Source organism: Pseudomonas sp. I2 (genome assembly GCF_040984075.1).
In the GTDB taxonomy this organism is placed as follows: Bacteria; Pseudomonadota; Gammaproteobacteria; order Pseudomonadales; family Pseudomonadaceae; genus Aquipseudomonas; species Aquipseudomonas guariconensis_B.
The window spans coordinates 1-15,575 of sequence record NZ_JBCGFQ010000004.1 but is presented as its reverse complement, the minus strand read 5'-3'; the positions used below and the strand labels follow the sequence as shown (position 1 = coordinate 15,575).

Below are 15,575 nucleotides of genomic sequence, written 5' to 3'. Positions count from 1 at the left end.
GCATTGGCCTGGCAGCCGGGGTAACGTTCCGCCTGGGTCCGTCCGTACACCGACGGCATGCAAGCACATGACAGGAGACGAGTGTGCTAGATCGCTTGGGAATCAGAAGCCGGGTCCTGTTGCTGGCCCTGCTGCCGGCCAGCCTGATGGCGCTGGTGCTGGGCAGCTATTTCACCTGGTTGCAACAGAACGAATTGCGTACCCAGTTGCTCCAGCGCGGCAAGATGATCGCCGAGCAACTGGCACCGCTGGCCGCCCCGGCCCTCGCCAAGCAGACCCAGGACCAGCTCGGGCGCATCGCCGCCCAGGCCCTGGAACAGGCCGACGTGCGCGCCGTGGCGTTCCTGCGCCCCGACCGTACCGACCTGGCCCATGCCGGCCCGAGCATGCTCAACCCACCGCCCAGCGGTGGCACCGGCACCCAGTTGCTGCACCGCACTGGCAACGATGCCACCCGCTACCTGATGCCGGTATTCGGCCATCACCGCGACCTGGCCACCCATGCGGTCCCCGCCGAGGCCGAGCGCCTGCTCGGCTGGGTCGAGATCGAGCTGTCCCATGACGGCACCCTGCTGCGCGCCTACCGCAACCTGTTCACCAGCCTGCTGCTGATCCTCGCCTGCCTGGCCCTCACCGCCCTGCTCGCCCTGCGCATGAGCCGCACGATCAACGACCCGATCGCACGCATCAAGCATGCGGTCAACCAGCTCAAGGACGGCAACCTGGAAGAACGCCTGCCAACCATGGGCAGCCACGAGCTGGACGAGCTGGCCGCGGGCATCAACCGCATGGCCCAGACCCTGCACAACGCCCACGAGGAGCTGCAGCACAGCATCGACCAGGCCACCGAGGACGTGCGCCAGAACCTGGAAACCATCGAGATCCAGAACATCGAGCTGGACATGGCGCGCAAGGAGGCCCTGGAGGCCAGCCGGATCAAGTCCGAGTTCCTGGCCAACATGAGCCACGAGATCCGCACCCCGCTCAACGGTATCCTCGGCTTCACCCACCTGTTGCAAAAGAGCGAGCTGACGCCACGCCAGCTCGACTACCTGGGCACCATCGAGAAATCCGCCGACAACCTGCTGGGGATCATCAACGAGATCCTCGACTTCTCCAAGATCGAGGCCGGCAAGCTGGTGCTCGACAGCATCCCTTTCAACCTGCGCGACCTGATCCAGGACACCTTGACCATCCTCGCCCCGGCCGCCCACGCCAAGCAGTTGGAGCTGCTCAGCCTGGTCTATCGCGACACGCCGCTGTCGCTGGTCGGCGACCCGCTGCGGCTCAAGCAGATCCTCACCAACCTGGTGAGCAACGCCATCAAGTTCACCCGCGAAGGCACCATCGTCGTGCGCGCCATGCTCGAGGACGAGCAGGAAGACAGCGTGCAACTGCGCATCAGTGTCCAGGACACCGGCATCGGCCTCTCGCCCCAGGATGTGCGCACCTTGTTCCAGGCCTTCAGCCAGGCCGACAACTCGCTGTCGCGCCAGCCCGGCGGCACTGGCCTGGGCCTGGTGATTTCCAAGCGCCTGATCGAGCAGATGGGTGGCGAGATCGGCGTCGACAGCACCCCTGGCGAGGGCTCGCAGTTCTGGATCAGCCTCAGCCTGCCCAAGGCCCATGACGATCCCCAGGAAGCGCCGTTGCAGGCGCTGCTCGGCCGCCGCGTCGCGATCGTCGATGGCCATGAGCTGGCCCGCCAGGCCCTGGAGCACCAGTTGGAGGACTGCGGCCTGAGCGTCAGCCTGTTCGCCTCCTTCGAGCAACTGCTGCAGGGCGTGCAAGCGGCCAGCCAGGCCGGCCAGCCGTTCGAGTTCGCCGTGCTCGGCGCCAACCTGGGTAACCTCTCGCCCGAGCAGCTCGGCCGCTACCACCCGCAACTGGAGCGTTTCGGCTGCCGGTGCGTGGTGCTGTGCCCGACCACCGAGCAGGCGCTCTACCACCCCTACCTGCCCAATGCCCACGGCCAGTTGCTGTCCAAGCCGACCTGCACGCGCAAGCTGCGCCGCCTGCTGCTGGAACTGCTGCAGCCGCGCCGGGTGGCCAGCGAGCCCCGTGGCGCCGCCGGCCAGCGGGTGCCGAAGATCCTGTGCGTCGACGACAACCCGGCCAACCTGCTGCTGGTGCAGACCCTGCTCGAAGGCCTGGGCGCCGAGGTGCTGGCGCTCGACAACGGCTATGCGGCGGTCCAGGCGGTACAGGACGAACCCTTCGACCTGGTGCTGATGGACGTGCAGATGCCCGGCATGGACGGCCGTGCCTGCACCGAGCAGATCCGCCAGTGGGAAAGCAGCCAGAGCGGCCCGGCACTGCCCATCGTCGCGCTGACGGCCCATGCCATGGCCAACGAGAAGCGTGCCCTGCTGCACAGTGGCATGGACGACTACCTGACCAAGCCGATCAGCGAGCGCCAACTGGCCCAGGTGGTGATGAAATGGACCGGCTTCAGCCTGGCTGCGCCGCAAGCGGAACGCAGCCCTGAGCGCCTGCCTGACAGCAGCGAGCTGAAGGTGCTCGACCCCGAGGAGGGCCTGCGCCTGGCTGCCGGTAAACCGGACCTGGCCGCCGACATGCTGGCCATGCTGCTGGCGTCGCTGGAGAGCGATCGCGAAGCCATCCGTGCCGCCCGCGAAGCCGGTGATCGCACGGCGATGATCGAGCGGGTGCATCGCCTCAACGGTGCCTCGCGCTATTGCGGTGTACCGCAGCTGCGCGCGGCCTGCCAACGCAGCGAGACCCTGCTCAAGCAGGACAGCCCCCAGGTGCAGCAGGCCCTGGACGAGCTGGACAGGGCCATCACCCGGTTGGCTGCACAGGCGCGCTTGAGCGCCTGACTGCGCCATTGAGGCCGCTTCGCAGCCTGTTCGCGACACAAGGCAATCCATCCATTTGCCCGCCCCAGATCAACACCTGCCCCGGCAGGCTGGCTAGACTGCCGACACCACCAACAAGGAAGAGACGCCATGCGCATCCTGTTGTTCAGCAGTCAGCACTACGACCAGGAAAGCTTCCTCCGGGCCGCCACCGACAGCGGCCTGGAGCTGCATTTCCAGGCCGCGCGCCTGACCCTCGACACCGCCGCCCTGGCCGCCGGCTTCGAGGTGGTCTGCGCCTTCATCAACGACGAACTGGATGCACCGGTCCTCGAGCGCCTGGCCGCCGGCGGCATCCGCCTGGTCGCCCTGCGCTCGGCCGGCTACAACCATGTCGACCTGGCAGCCGCCCGGCGCCTGGATCTGGCGGTGGTGCGAGTACCGGCCTATTCGCCACATGCCGTGGCCGAACATGCCGTGGCCTTGATCCTGGCCCTCAATCGCCGCCTGCACCGGGCCTACAACCGCACCCGCGAAGGCGACTTCACCCTGCACGGGCTGACCGGCTTCGACCTGCACGGCAAGACTGTCGGGGTGATCGGCACCGGCCAGATCGGCGCAGCCTTCGCCCGCATCATGGCGGGCTTCGGCTGCCGGCTGCTGGCCTACGACCCCCACCCCAACCCCGAGCTATTGGCCCTCGGGGCGCGTTACCTGGCGTTGCCCGAGCTGCTGCGCGAGGCGAAGATCATCAGCCTGCACTGCCCGCTGACCGAGCAGACCCGCCACCTGATCAACGCCCAAAGCCTGTCCTGGCTGCAGCCCGGCGCCATGCTGATCAACACCGGGCGGGGCGCGCTGGTCGACACCCCGGCACTGATCGACGCGCTCAAGAGCGGCCAGTTGGGCTACCTGGGGCTGGATGTCTATGAAGAGGAGGCCCAACTGTTCTTCGAGGACCGTTCCGACCTGCCGCTGCAAGATGACGTGCTGGCGCGGCTGCTGACCTTCCCCAACGTGATCGTCACCGCACACCAGGCATTCCTCACCCGCGAGGCGCTGGACGCGATCGCCGCGACCACGCTCGACAATGTCGTCCGCTGGGCGGCGGGCGATCCGCGCAACACCGTGGAAGGTTAATGCTAGGATACGCGGCAATTCTGGAGGACCCATGGTCGAACACGATTTCCGCTACACCCTATTCAACCCGCAACACACCCTGATCGAGTGCCGCGCGCTGGCGCCGGGCCGCTACCAGGTGACCGGCAACGGTGGCTCGATCCAGAAAGACGATGCCCTGTTGGTCACCCTCAAGGGCAGCAAGGGCCTGTCCATGCGCCTGGCCGTGGAAAGCGTACGCCACCTGATCACCCCCCCTGGCCAATGGGTCGCCGTGGCCAGTGGCCCGGTGTTCAACGAGCTGGAGATCCTCAACTGGCAGGTCAAGTGCGACAGCTGCGATGCTGTGCTGGACTTCGAGTTCGCCGTGGATGCCAAGCTCGGTAACAAGGCCCGCCAGCCGGCGGCCAGTGCACGTATCGCCGAGCTGGGCTGGGCCAGCCGTGGCGAGCAGCACCTGTGCCCGCAATGCCAGGAGAGCGCCCGGTGAAACACCTGTTGACCGCCGCGCTGCTGGCCTGCGGCCTGCTCGGCTGCGCCGCCGAGCCCTCGAAGCTGCAGCAGGAGCGCAGCTACGTGCTGGAATGGATCGGCGAGCGCCCGCTGATCGACTACAGCCGCCTGACCCTGACCCTCGCCAGCGATGGCCGTGCCTACGGCAATGCCGGCTGCAACCATTGGTTCGCGTCCTACACGCTGGAGGGCGAACGCCTGAGCTTCGGCAAGGTGGGCAAGACCCGCAAGCTCTGCGCGCCGGCGCTGATGGACCAGGAGCGACGCTTCCTGGAAGCCTTGGAGACGGTGCAACGCTGGGATGTCTCGCCGATCGAACAGGTACGCTTCTGGCCTGCCGAGGGCAAGCCTCTGCGTTTCTGGCCTGAGGAAGGGTGACGGCTTGCAGCTTGCCGCTTACCCCCTAAGCGCCTTGATCTTCGCCTGCAGCCCTTCGAGCGTCTGCTCGCCCATCAGTTGCTCACGCACCTTGCCCTTGTCGTCGATGATGTAGGTCACCGGCAGCGCCTCGCTGCGTGGCAGGTCGTAGCGCTCGGCCGGGTCCTGGGCCAGCACGGTGAAGGCGATGCCCAGCGTCTCGGCGGCCTGCTTGAGGTCCTGGCCCTGCAGGCCATCGAAGTTCACCCCGACCACCTTGATGCCCTGGCCTTCCCACTGCCGGGCCGCGGCGTTGAGTTCGGGAATCTCGGTACGGCACGGGCCGCACCACTCGGCCCAATAGTTGAGCACCAGCCACTGTCCGTCGAGCTGCTCGGCCTTTACCGTGTTGCCGTGCTGGTCCACGCCGTAGTCTGCACCGCAACCGCCGAGCAACAGGCTCGCGGTGATGGCCAGTACAGCTGCCAAACGCCTTGCCATGGGTCAATCCTTCTCGAAGTTTTAAAGCCTATGCGTCAGTCGCTGCGGTTAGAATAGCCGCCACACCCCGTTGGATGCGACCCGTCATGACCGACCTGACCCTGTATCATAACCCGCGCTGCTCGAAATCCCGCGGCGCCCTGGAACTGCTCGAAGCGCGCGGCCTAGCCCCGACCATCGTGCGCTACCTGGAAACCCCGCCGGACGCCACCACCCTCGAAGCCCTGCTCGGCAAGCTGGGCATCGCCCCACGCCAGCTGCTGCGCACCGGCGAGGACGAGTACAAGGCCCTCGGCCTGGCCAACCCGGAACTGACCGATGCGCAACTGATCGAGGCCATGGTCCAGCACCCGAAACTGATCGAGCGGCCGATTCTGGTCGCCGGCGACAAGGCGGTGGTCGGTCGTCCTCCGGAGAAGGTACTGGAGATCCTGCCGTGAGCGATCCGTACATCCTGGTCCTGTACTACAGCCGCCACGGCTCGACCAGCGAGATGGCCCGGCACATCGCCCGTGGTGTCGAGATGACCGGCCTGGAAGCGCGCCTGCGCACCGTGCCGGCGATCTCCACCGAGTGCGAGGCGGTGGCGCCGGACATTCCCGCCAGCGGTGCGCTCTACGCCACCCTCGACGACCTGCGCCACTGCGCAGGCCTGGCCCTGGGCAGCCCGACCCGCTTCGGCAACATGGCGGCGCCGCTCAAATACTTCCTCGATGGCACCAGCAGCCTGTGGCTGGGTGGCGAACTGGTCGGCAAGCCGGCCGGCGTGTTCACCTCCACCGCCAGCCTGCATGGCGGCCAGGAAACCACCCTGTTGTCGATGATGCTGCCGCTGATCCACCACGGCATGCTGGTGATGGGCCTGCCATACAGCGAATCGGCGCTGCTCGAGACCCGTGGTGGTGGTACGCCCTATGGGCCCAGCCACCATGCCGGTGCCGATGGCAAGCGCGAACTGGACAACCACGAGATCGCCCTGTGCCGTGCGCTCGGCCAACGCCTGGGGAATACCGCCAAGGCCCTGGAGAGCCAGCGTGGCTAAGAAGCCCCTGCCCCCACTGGCCTGGCTTGAGCCTCGCCTGCGCCTGGCGCGGGCACTGGGGCTGGCGTTCTTTCTCGGCCTGATCGCCCTGCTGGTGGTGAACAACCTGTTCTTCGCCAACCTGCATGGGGCACGGGTCGAGGTGATCCTGGCCATCGAACTGGTGCCCCTGCTCCTGCTGCTGCCGGGCATGCTGCTGGGCAGTGCCCGGGCGCACGCCTGGACCTGCTTCGTGGTGAACATTTATTTCATCAAGGGCGTGCTGGCGGCGTTCGACCCGGCGCGGGCGGTGTTCGGCTGGATCGAGGTGCTGGTGAGCCTGGGGTTGTTCGTCAGCGGGCTTCTTTATGTGCGCTGGAAGTTCCAGCATGAGCGGAGGCTGGCTGGGGAAGGGTGTTGAACCCTTCGCGGGCGTGCCCGCGAAGGGGGCGCCGCAGGCTCAATGGTTGACGGTATGCGCCAGCATCACCGACAGCTGGCACAGCGGCCGCCCGCTCTCCTCGTGCCACTGGTTGAACGCCTGCTGCACCAGCGCCAGGTCGCGCTGGCTGGTGGGCTGCTTGTCGATCACGCCCTGGGCGATCAAGGCGGCGCTCATGTCATCGGTGGGGATGAAGGTGTCCTTGCCGACCATGCGCAGGAAGCGTGGCGCCGACAACCCGCCCAACTGGTTGCCATGCTTGGCCAGGAACTTCCACAACCCGACGATATCGGTCACCGGCCAGTCGGCGATGAACGCGCCGAAGCTGCCGTGCGCCTTCTGCACGTCGAGGATCATCTGCGCGTTGCGCGGCACGCTCTTGAGCTTGCCCAAATGGCGGATGATGCGCTCGTCCTGCATCAACCGCTCCAGGTGCTCGGCGCCCATCAGCACCACCTTGTGCGGGTCGAAGCCGAAGAACACCTGCTCGAACGCTGGCCACTTGGCGTCCACCAGGCTGTGCTTGAGCCCGGCGCGGAACACCCGCAGGGCCAAGGTCGACAGGTAGCGATCGTCGCTGATGTCGCGTAACTGGGCCGGCGTCCTGGGCTGCGGCAGGAAGGCCTCCAGGGCCGCCGCCGAGCCGAAGCGGTTCAGGCAGTATTCATGCAGCCACCGATAGTCGCGCATGGGTCAGATATTCAGCACGTCGAGAAAGCGCGGCGTGGCGCTCTCGTCGATTTTCAGGCCGGCGAAGTCGAACAGGTTGCGGTCGGCCAGTTGCGACGGCGCCACGTTCTGCAGGGCCCGGAAGATGTTCTCGGTACGCCCCGGGTGCTTGCGCTCCCACTCCAGCAGCATCTCCTTGACCACCTGGCGCTGCAGGTTCTCCTGGGAACCGCACAGGTTGCAGGGGATGATCGGGAACTGCTTCATGTCCGAGTAGGCCTGGATGTCCTTCTCGCTGCAGTAGGCCAGCGGGCGGATCACCACGTTGCGGCCGTCGTCGGCACGCAGCTTGGGCGGCATGCCCTTGAGCGAGCCGTTGAAGAACATGTTGAGGAAGAAGGTCTCGACGATATCGTCGCGGTGGTGCCCCAGGGCCATCTTGGTCGCGCCGATCTCGTCGGCGAAGGTGTACAGGGTGCCACGGCGCAGGCGCGAGCACAGCGAGCAGGTGGTCTTGCCCTCGGGAATCAGCTCCTTGACCACCGAGTAGGTGTCTTTCTCGACGATGTGGTACTCGATGCCCAGGGTCTTGAGGTAGGCCGGCAGCACCTCTTCGGGGAAGCCCGGCTGCTTCTGGTCCATGTTCACCGCGACGATCTCGAAGCGGATCGGCGCCACCTTCTGCAGGTGCAACAGAACATCGAGCATGGTGTAGCTGTCCTTGCCGCCGGACAGGCAGACCATGACCTTGTCGCCATCCTCGATCATGTTGTAGTCGGTGATGGCTTCGCCGGCGAGACGCCGCAGGCGTTTTTGCAGTTTGTTCTGGTTGACCGAGAGGGTGCCCATAGCGCTTGGATCCGCGAGGTGTGACAAAAGCCGGCTATTTTACGCACAAACCGAGCGTTGGCGTAGGCCATTCCGATAAAGAATCAAGAGTCCGCCTGACAGCGCAATTTGCTCTAAAAAGCCGGTTTTATGCGGGTAACGGCTTCCTATACTGCGACATAAGGCCACAAGACCGCTTGCATCGGTGTCCTGGCCTCGGGCCACAAGCGCTCCACTTGGGGGGCGTTTGGCAACGACGATAGGAGTGACCGGCATGATCCATCACGTTCTGGGGCTGTTTACCCATCCTGATCAGGAGTGGCGGGAGATTCGTGGCGAGGAAGAAAGCATCAGCCACATGTACCTGACCCACACGTTGATATTGGCGGCGATCCCGGCGGTATCGGCGTTCATCGGCACGACCCAGGTCGGCTGGGTCATCGGCGACAGGCCGGCGGTGATGCTGACCATGGAAAGTGCGCTATGGATGAGCATCATGTCCTACCTGGCGATGCTCGCCGGCGTCGCGGTGATGGGCGCCTTCATCCACTGGATGGCGCGCACCTACGATGCCAACCCTTCCATGGCGCAATGCATCGCCTTCGCCACCTATACCGCCACCCCACTGTTCATCGGTGGTCTGGCGGCGCTCTACCCGCACCTGTGGCTAGGCATGCTGGTGGGCACGGCGGCGATCTGCTACACGGTCTACCTGCTGTATGTCGGCCTGCCGACCTTCATGAACATCCCCACCGACGAGGGCTTCCTGTTCTCCAGTTCGGTGCTGGCGGTAGGCCTGGTGGTGCTGGTGGCGATCATGGCCGCCACCGTGATCATCTGGGGCCTGGGCGTAGGGCCTGTCTATACCAACTAGATCGATTCCAACACTGGGGCATCACCAGGGGCCGCCGCAAGGCGGCCTCTGGCCGTGCGCAGACCGATGGCTCGGCAGGCGCCTGGCGCTTGCGGCATAATGCCCGGCCAGGAGAACCCGCCTGCCATGCCCGAACTGCTCAGACAACGCGTCGAAACCTGCTACCAGCAAGCCGAAGCCTTCTTCAAACGCCCCTTCCCGCGCCCGGAAGTCAGCTTCAAGCTGCGCGGCCAGAAGGCCGGCGTCGCCCACCTGCACGAGAACCTGCTGCGCTTCAACCTGCAGCTGTATCGCGAGAACCAGGAAGACTTCCTGCGCCAGACCGTGGCCCATGAGGTCGCCCACCTGGTGGCGCACCAGCTGTTCGGCGACAGCATCCAGCCCCATGGCGAGGAATGGCAGTTGATCATGCGCGGGGTGTACGAGTTGCCGCCGCATCGCTGCCACAACTATGCCGTGGAGCGGCGCACGACGATGCGCTACATCTATCGCTGCCCATGCCCGGAGAGCGACTTTCCGTTCACCGCGCAGCGGCACAAGCTGGTGCGCCAGGGGCGGCGCTACCTGTGCCGGCGGTGTCGGCAGATATTGGTGTACAGCGGGGAGACTCGCCTCGAGTAGCCGGCGAGCGGGCTTGCCTCAATGGCGGTTCTTGCTGCCATTCGGGGCCGCTTCGCGCCCCATCGCCGGCAAGCCGGCTCCCACACGGTCCTGAGCAAGCCACATCATTTACGGTCGACTCGAACCCAGTGGGAAGCCGGCTTGCCGGCGATGGGCTGCAAGGCAGCCCCAAAAATGACAGAACGCCGCTTAACTGACAGGCATTGCCCCAAGGGTCGCCTGTTCCATTCAAGCAAGGATCAGCGGGCCGGACCTTCGGCCACGCCCAGGTCGTCGACCGGACGAGGGTCGACCAGCGGCGAACCGCCAGACGCCAGCTCGGCCTGCAACTGGTCGGTATCCAGCTCGTTGACCCACTTGGCCACGACCACGGTGGCGACGGCGTTACCGATCAGGTTGGTCAGGGCACGGGCCTCGGACATGAAGCGGTCGATACCCAGGATCAGCGCCAGGCCGGCAACCGGCAGGTGGCCGACGGCGGACAGGGTGGCGGCCAGGACGATGAAGCCCGAACCGGTGACCCCCGCCGCCCCCTTGGAGGCGATCAGCAGCACCAGCAGCAGGGTGATCTGGTGGGTGATGTCCATGGTGGTGTCGGTGGCCTGGGCGATGAACACCGCGGCCATGGTCAGGTAGATCGAGGTGCCGTCCAGGTTGAACGAATAGCCGGTGGGGATCACCAGGCCGACCACGGACTTCTTCGCGCCCAGGCGTTCCATCTTGGCCAGCATGCGCGGCAGGGCCGACTCCGAGGAGGAGGTACCCAGGACGATCATCAGCTCTTCACGGATGTAGCGGATCAGCTTCAGCACGCTGAAACCGTGGGCACGGCAGATGGAGCCCAGGACCACCAGGATGAACAGCAGGCAGGTGAGGTAGAAGCAGATCATCAGGTAGCTCAGCTGCACCAGCGAGCCGACGCCGTACTGGCCGATGGTGAAGGCCATGGCGCCGAAGGCACCGATCGGGGCCAGCTTCATGATCATGTTGATGATGTTGAACATGACGTGGGCGAAGCGGTCGATCAGGTCGAGCACCGGCTTGCCGTAGCTACCCAGGCGGTGCAGGGCGAAGCCGAACAGCACGGAGAACATCAGCACCTGCAGGATGTCGCCATTGGCGAAGGCACCCACCACGGTGTTGGGGATGATGTTGAGCAGGAAGCCGACGGTGCTCTGCTGCGCGCCGGCGGCGGCATAGGCGGCGACGCTGCTGGCGTTCAGGGTGCTGACGTCGACGTGCATGCCGGCGCCCGGCTTGACCACGTTGACGACCACCAGACCGATGATCAGGGCGATGGTGGAGACGATCTCGAAGTACAGCAGCGCGTAGCCGCCGGTCTTGCCGACCGACTTCATGCTCTGCATGCCAGCGATGCCGCTGACCACGGTGCAGAAGATGATCGGGGCGATGACCATCTTGATCAGTTTGACGAATCCGTCACCCAGGGGTTTGAGAGCGACGCCGGTTTCCGGGGCGTAGTGGCCGAGCAGGATACCGATGGTGATGGCGACCAACACCTGGATATACAGGGATTTGTACAGCGGCTGACGTGTCGTCATGGCTAATTTTCCTCAAGTGTGCCGGCTCCACCCTTCCCAGGGTGTCGGGGCACCTAAAGCGCGAACCCTCCTGCACCTGGAGGGATTTGTCGTTGTGTTCGAGCTGCCTGGGCAGGTCTGCAGGGTCGATAGCAAGGGTGGTGCCAAAATGCCCAGCATGGGTGCAGGCCCCGTGTTTTCGGGGCTTTGCTGCCCAATGACAGGGCAGTCGCGCAGGAGGAGGTTGGCGGATTTCCGCCCGCCGGCGGGAATCGAACAGGTAGGGTTGGCGGGAATCCGCCCGGTTGGCGGTGGGCTTTTACCGCGTCATTCGCGCACTTGCAGTGTTGGATTTGGAGAATGCTGGGGCCGCTTCGCAGCCCCAATGCGGACGGGTATTGGACCGAGCCTGCGCTCAATCGAGATGGAAGACGATGCGAAAGGCCGCCCCACCCAGCGGGGAATCGTCCAGGCTCAGCTCGGCGTCGTAGCTGTCGATGATGTCCTTGACCACCGCCAGGCCGATGCCCTGCCCCGGGTGCTGGCGATCGAGGCGCTCGCCACGCTGGAGGATGCGTTCACGCTGGTCGGGTGGCACGCCAGGGCCGTCGTCCTCGATGCACAGCACCAACCGCCCCGGTGGTGTCTCCAGGCCCACGCGCACCCGGCCGAGGCTCAGGCGGTAGGCGTTCTCCAGCAGGTTGCCGAGCAACTCCAGCAAGGCCCCCTGCTCCATCGGCACCCACGCCTGCTGCGCAATGTCGAGCTCGACGCTCACGCGCTTGTCGCGGTAGACCTTGTCCAGCGTGCTGCACAAGGTCTCGAGCAGCGGCCGCAGGATCACCCGGTGGCGCACCAGCCCACTCTTGCGCAGGCTGGCGCGCTGCAACTGGTAGTCGATCTGCTGGCTCATGCGCTCGATCTGGCTTTGCAGCACCCGCGCCTGCTCGCGCTCGCCGCTGCCCTGGCCCATGCTCTCGCCTACGCCCTGCAACACGGCCAGCGGGGTTTTCAGGCTGTGCGCCAGGTCATCCAGGGAATCACGATAGCGCTGGCGCTGCTCGCGCTCGCTGTGCAACAGGCGGTTGAGCGAACCGGTCAGGCGCAGCAGTTCGCGCGGGTGTTCGCGGCTCAGGCCATCGCGCACGCCCGCCTCCACCTCGTCCAGCTCCACGCTCAGTTGCCGCAGCGAACGCAGGCCCCAGGTCAGCCCGGCCCAGAGCAACACCATCAGCGCCAGCAACGCCGCACCGAAGCCCAGGTAGAGCTTCTCGCGCAGGCCGTCGAGGGTGTGCTGGTACTCGCGCACCGGCTGCAGGGCGACGATGCTGAAGGCCGCGCTCTTGCCACCGAGCAACTGGACCTCGACGTCATAGATGAAGAACTCCTCGCCGTCGTCCTGGCGGATGCGAGCGAACTCGTTGCCACGCCCGTCGTAGCGTGGGCGGTAGTTGATGTTCTGGTCGGACGTGGCCCGCGAGCGCCAGACCAGCCGGCCCTCGCGGTCGAAGATGTAGCCCAGGAGGCCGGTATAGGGCAGGTTGTAGCGTTCGTCCGGCAACAGCGTCGGCATGTGCAAGCGACCATGCTCGATGCGCGCCGCCGAGATCAGGGTGGTCACGTCCGAGGCCAGGCGTTGCTCGATCGACTCTTGCAGGGCCAGGCTGAAGGCCTTCTGCAAGGCCGGCAACAGCGCCAGCATGAACAGCAGGGCCAGCAGCGCGGCGGCCAGCATCAGCCGCAGGCGCAGGGAACGGATCATCGGCAGCGCTCGGTGAACAGGTAGCCCAGGCCGCGCACCGTGTCGATCGGCTTGAAGCCACGGTCGCCCTCCAGCTTGCGGCGCAGGCGGCCGACCAGCACTTCGATGACATTGGGGTCGCGCTCCTCGTCGTCCGGATAGAGCTGCTCCATCAGGCGCTCCTTGGCCACCACCTGCTGGTGATGGCGCATGAGGTACTCGAGGATGCGGTATTCGTAGGCGGTCAGCGCCAGCGGCTGGTCGTCCAGGGTCGCCTGCTTGCGGTTGAGATCCAGCACCAGCGGGCCGGCGGCGATGGTCGGCTGGGTGAAGCCGCTGGAACGGCGCAACAGGGCATTGAGGCGGGCTTCCAGCTCCTCGAACTGGAAGGGCTTGACCACGTAGTCGTCGGCACCGGCGGCCAGGCCTTCGACCTTGTCCTGCCAGTTGCCACGTGCAGTGAGGATCAGGATGGGAAAGCTCTTGCCCTGGCTGCGCAGCTGGCGGATCAGGTCCAGCCCGCTCATGCCCGGCAGGCCCAGGTCGACTACCGCCAGGTCGTGGTGGTACTGATCGGCCTGGTAAAGCGCTTCTTCGGCCTCGGCGACCGCCTGGACCACATGCCCGCTCTCGCTCAGGCGCGTGTACAGGTGATGGCGCAGCAGCGCCTCGTCCTCGACCACCAGCAATTTCATGCCACTCTCCTTAAATTACGACGCCGGCGTCGCTGCCTGAAGCCTTCCGTATCGCGGCTTCGTCATCCTGGGACGCGAAGCGGCCCCAAATGACCAAGCACCGTGGGGCCGCTACAGCATACCAGCGAGGGTCAGAACCGGTAGTTGGCCGACAGGTAGGTCTGGGCGCTGCTGGTCAGGCGCAGGGTGCCGACCTTCGGACCGCCGTGTTCCACCAGCTCGGTGCTGGCATTGCTACGCAGGTAACGATAACCCAGCTCCACCGAAGCGTTGTCGGTGACCTGCTGCAACACACCGGCCTGCAGGCCCACGGCATAGCCCATGTCGGTGTCGCGACTGTAGCCGGAAGACTCCTGGGACAGCTTGGTCACGCCCAGGCTGCCACCGCCGAACAGCTGGGTGGTGTCGCCCACCGGCAGGAACACATCGTAGCTGCCGAGCAGGTTCTCCTGGCGCAGCTTGAGGCCGCTGTGCTCGCCCGAGACGTTGTCGTAGGTCAGGTAATAGCGGCCCTGGTCGTTCACCTTGCCCAGGCGCACGCCCCAGGTGTCGTCCTTGCCGATGATGCCGTCGCTGTTCAGGTGGCCGGCGTTGCGTTGCAGCAGGCCGGACTTGCGTACCTTGTCGCTGGTCTGGCCGTAGGTCAGGCTGGCGAAGGTGTCATCGGCAGCCTGGGCGGTGAGGCTGGCGGCGCAAACGGCCATGGCGACCATCAGGGTGTTGAGTGTTTTCATGGGTTGGCTACTCCAGTTGGATGCGTTGTCTGTGTCTGGGGGCTAGAGTAGGGAAGGTGCCCTGAACCGCCGCTGAACCCTGGCTGAACCCTGGCTGAACGAATCGCACCCTGTGAAGGAGTACCGACCATGCGTTCCTTGCTTGCCCTGGCCCTGATGTGCGCCACCGCCCTCGCCCAGGCGGCGGTGCAGACCCGTGAAATCCCCTACCAGGATGCCGACGGCCAGCGCCTGGTGGGCTATTACGCCTACGACGACGCCGTCGAAGGCAAGCGCCCCGGCGTCGTCGTGGTGCATGAATGGTGGGGGCTGAACGACTATGCCAAGCGCCGTGCCCGGGACCTTGCCGCCCTTGGCTACAGCGCCCTGGCCATCGACATGTACGGCGATGGCAAGAACACCGAGCATCCCGAGAATGCCCAGGCCTTCATGGCCGCTGCGATGAAGGATCCCAAGGCCGCGACCCGGCGCTTCGATGCCGGCCTCGAGTTGCTCAAGCTGCAGCCCTATACCGACGAGGCCAAGCTGGCCGCCATCGGCTACTGCTTCGGCGGCAAGGTGGTGCTCGACGCTGCCCGCCGTGGCGTGCCGCTGGCCGGGGTGGTGAGCTTCCATGGCGCGCTGGCCACCCAGGCCCCGGCCGCGCCTGGCAGTGTCAAGGCCAGGATCCTGGTGGAGCATGGCGCGGCCGACAGCATGATCACCGAGCAGCAGGTGAAGGCGTTCAAGAAGGAGATGGACGCCGCCGGGGCGAGCTTCGAGTTCGTCAGCATCCCCGGGGCCAAGCATGGCTTCACCAACCCGGATGCCGACCGGCTAAGCCATGGGGAACATGGCGGGCCGGACATTGCCTACAACAAGGCGGCGGACGAGAGCTCCTGGGCGGACATGCAGGCGTTTTTCAAAAAACTGTTCGACTGACGAGGCATTGGGGCCGCTGCGCGGCCCATCGTCGGCTTGTCGGCGGTGGGCTGCAAGGCTCCCTGGTAGATCAAGCTCCCATGCCGCTTGATCGGCTGGCACAATAGCCTGCATGAACAAACTCCCGTCCTGCTGCACCCCCCTCCAGCACCACTGGCCCCTGCCCCGCCCGGTCCCCG

The 15,575-nt window shown here is 65.8% G+C and carries 17 protein-coding genes; 10 read left to right on the top strand and 7 right to left on the bottom strand.

Annotation, left to right across the window (positions count from 1 at the left end; translation table 11 throughout):
* Positions 1–83: 83 nt before the first annotated feature.
* The 4 genes from WCE05_RS03145 to WCE05_RS03130 all read left to right on the top strand — a co-directional run bounded on the left by WCE05_RS03145 (position 84) and on the right by WCE05_RS03130 (position 4,829).
* A complete protein-coding gene (locus tag WCE05_RS03145) occupies positions 84–2,840 on the top strand; it encodes a response regulator (protein ID WP_368815432.1) in 2,757 nt (918 codons plus the stop codon).
* Positions 2,841–2,969: 129 nt separating this feature from the next.
* Entirely contained in the window at positions 2,970–3,959 is a 990-nt protein-coding gene (locus WCE05_RS03140) for a 2-hydroxyacid dehydrogenase (protein ID WP_368815431.1), read from the top strand.
* Between the two features lie 31 nt (positions 3,960–3,990).
* The gene (locus tag WCE05_RS03135) at positions 3,991–4,428 is read left to right on the top strand and encodes a hypothetical protein (RefSeq protein WP_253091476.1); all 438 of its coding nucleotides are present in this window, start codon (positions 3,991–3,993) and stop codon (positions 4,426–4,428) included.
* Positions 4,425–4,829, top strand: coding sequence for an META domain-containing protein (locus WCE05_RS03130; RefSeq protein ID WP_253081560.1), 405 nt, complete (start codon positions 4,425–4,427; stop codon positions 4,827–4,829). Before WCE05_RS03135 ends, WCE05_RS03130 begins: the two co-directional genes overlap by 4 nt.
* A gap of 18 nt (positions 4,830–4,847) precedes the next feature.
* On the opposite strand, the gene WCE05_RS03125 is transcribed toward WCE05_RS03130, so the two are convergent.
* On the bottom strand, positions 4,848–5,309 hold the full coding sequence (locus WCE05_RS03125; RefSeq protein ID WP_225788325.1) for a TlpA disulfide reductase family protein: 462 nt from the start codon (positions 5,307–5,309) through the stop codon (positions 4,848–4,850).
* Positions 5,310–5,395: 86 nt separating this feature from the next.
* Between WCE05_RS03125 and arsC the strand changes: the two genes are divergently transcribed.
* From arsC to WCE05_RS03110, 3 genes are read left to right on the top strand one after another with little or no spacing between them, the layout of a single operon-like run.
* Entirely contained in the window at positions 5,396–5,749 is a 354-nt protein-coding gene (gene arsC, locus WCE05_RS03120; RefSeq protein ID WP_253081559.1) for an arsenate reductase (glutaredoxin), read from the top strand.
* Entirely contained in the window at positions 5,746–6,351 is a 606-nt protein-coding gene (gene wrbA / locus WCE05_RS03115; protein ID WP_253091477.1) for an NAD(P)H:quinone oxidoreductase, read from the top strand. Before arsC ends, wrbA begins: the two co-directional genes overlap by 4 nt.
* Positions 6,344–6,751 (top strand): DUF2069 domain-containing protein, encoded by a 408-nt coding sequence (locus WCE05_RS03110; protein WP_368815430.1) that lies wholly within the window; start codon positions 6,344–6,346, stop codon positions 6,749–6,751. The genes wrbA and WCE05_RS03110 overlap by 8 nt, the downstream gene beginning before the upstream one ends.
* A 39-nt stretch (positions 6,752–6,790) precedes the next feature.
* Here the strand turns inward: WCE05_RS03110 and WCE05_RS03105 are convergent, their stop codons facing one another.
* On the bottom strand, positions 6,791–7,462 hold the full coding sequence (locus WCE05_RS03105; RefSeq protein WP_225788329.1) for a DNA-3-methyladenine glycosylase I: 672 nt from the start codon (positions 7,460–7,462) through the stop codon (positions 6,791–6,793).
* A gap of 3 nt (positions 7,463–7,465) precedes the next feature.
* On the bottom strand, positions 7,466–8,290 hold the full coding sequence (gene ttcA / locus WCE05_RS03100) for a tRNA 2-thiocytidine(32) synthetase TtcA (RefSeq protein WP_225788330.1): 825 nt from the start codon (positions 8,288–8,290) through the stop codon (positions 7,466–7,468).
* A gap of 253 nt (positions 8,291–8,543) precedes the next feature.
* On the opposite strand from ttcA, the gene WCE05_RS03095 reads away from it, so the two are divergent.
* A complete protein-coding gene (locus WCE05_RS03095) occupies positions 8,544–9,143 on the top strand; it encodes a Yip1 family protein (protein WP_225788331.1) in 600 nt (199 codons plus the stop codon).
* 126 nt (positions 9,144–9,269) lie between these two features.
* On the top strand, positions 9,270–9,764 hold the full coding sequence (locus WCE05_RS03090; protein ID WP_225788332.1) for a SprT family zinc-dependent metalloprotease: 495 nt from the start codon (positions 9,270–9,272) through the stop codon (positions 9,762–9,764).
* Positions 9,765–10,003: 239 nt separating this feature from the next.
* Here WCE05_RS03090 and WCE05_RS03085 read toward each other — a convergent pair whose 3' ends face one another.
* From WCE05_RS03085 to WCE05_RS03070, 4 genes are all read right to left on the bottom strand, one after another.
* Positions 10,004–11,326: a dicarboxylate/amino acid:cation symporter gene (locus tag WCE05_RS03085; protein ID WP_225788333.1), complete on the bottom strand. Its 1,323-nt coding sequence runs from the start codon at positions 11,324–11,326 to the stop codon at positions 10,004–10,006.
* 394 nt (positions 11,327–11,720) lie between these two features.
* The gene (locus WCE05_RS03080) at positions 11,721–13,067 is read right to left on the bottom strand and encodes an ATP-binding protein (protein WP_368815429.1); all 1,347 of its coding nucleotides are present in this window, start codon (positions 13,065–13,067) and stop codon (positions 11,721–11,723) included.
* Positions 13,064–13,741 carry a response regulator gene (locus WCE05_RS03075; protein ID WP_225788335.1) on the bottom strand — a complete coding sequence of 226 codons (678 nt, stop codon included), beginning with the start codon at positions 13,739–13,741 and terminating at the stop codon, positions 13,064–13,066. Before WCE05_RS03075 ends, WCE05_RS03080 begins: the two co-directional genes overlap by 4 nt.
* 131 nt (positions 13,742–13,872) lie before the next feature.
* Entirely contained in the window at positions 13,873–14,475 is a 603-nt protein-coding gene (locus WCE05_RS03070; RefSeq protein WP_225788336.1) for an outer membrane protein, read from the bottom strand.
* A 129-nt stretch (positions 14,476–14,604) separates the two neighbouring features.
* On the opposite strand from WCE05_RS03070, the gene WCE05_RS03065 reads away from it, so the two are divergent.
* Positions 14,605–15,396 (top strand): dienelactone hydrolase family protein, encoded by a 792-nt coding sequence (locus WCE05_RS03065; RefSeq protein WP_225788337.1) that lies wholly within the window; start codon positions 14,605–14,607, stop codon positions 15,394–15,396.
* Positions 15,397–15,575 lie beyond the last annotated feature (179 nt).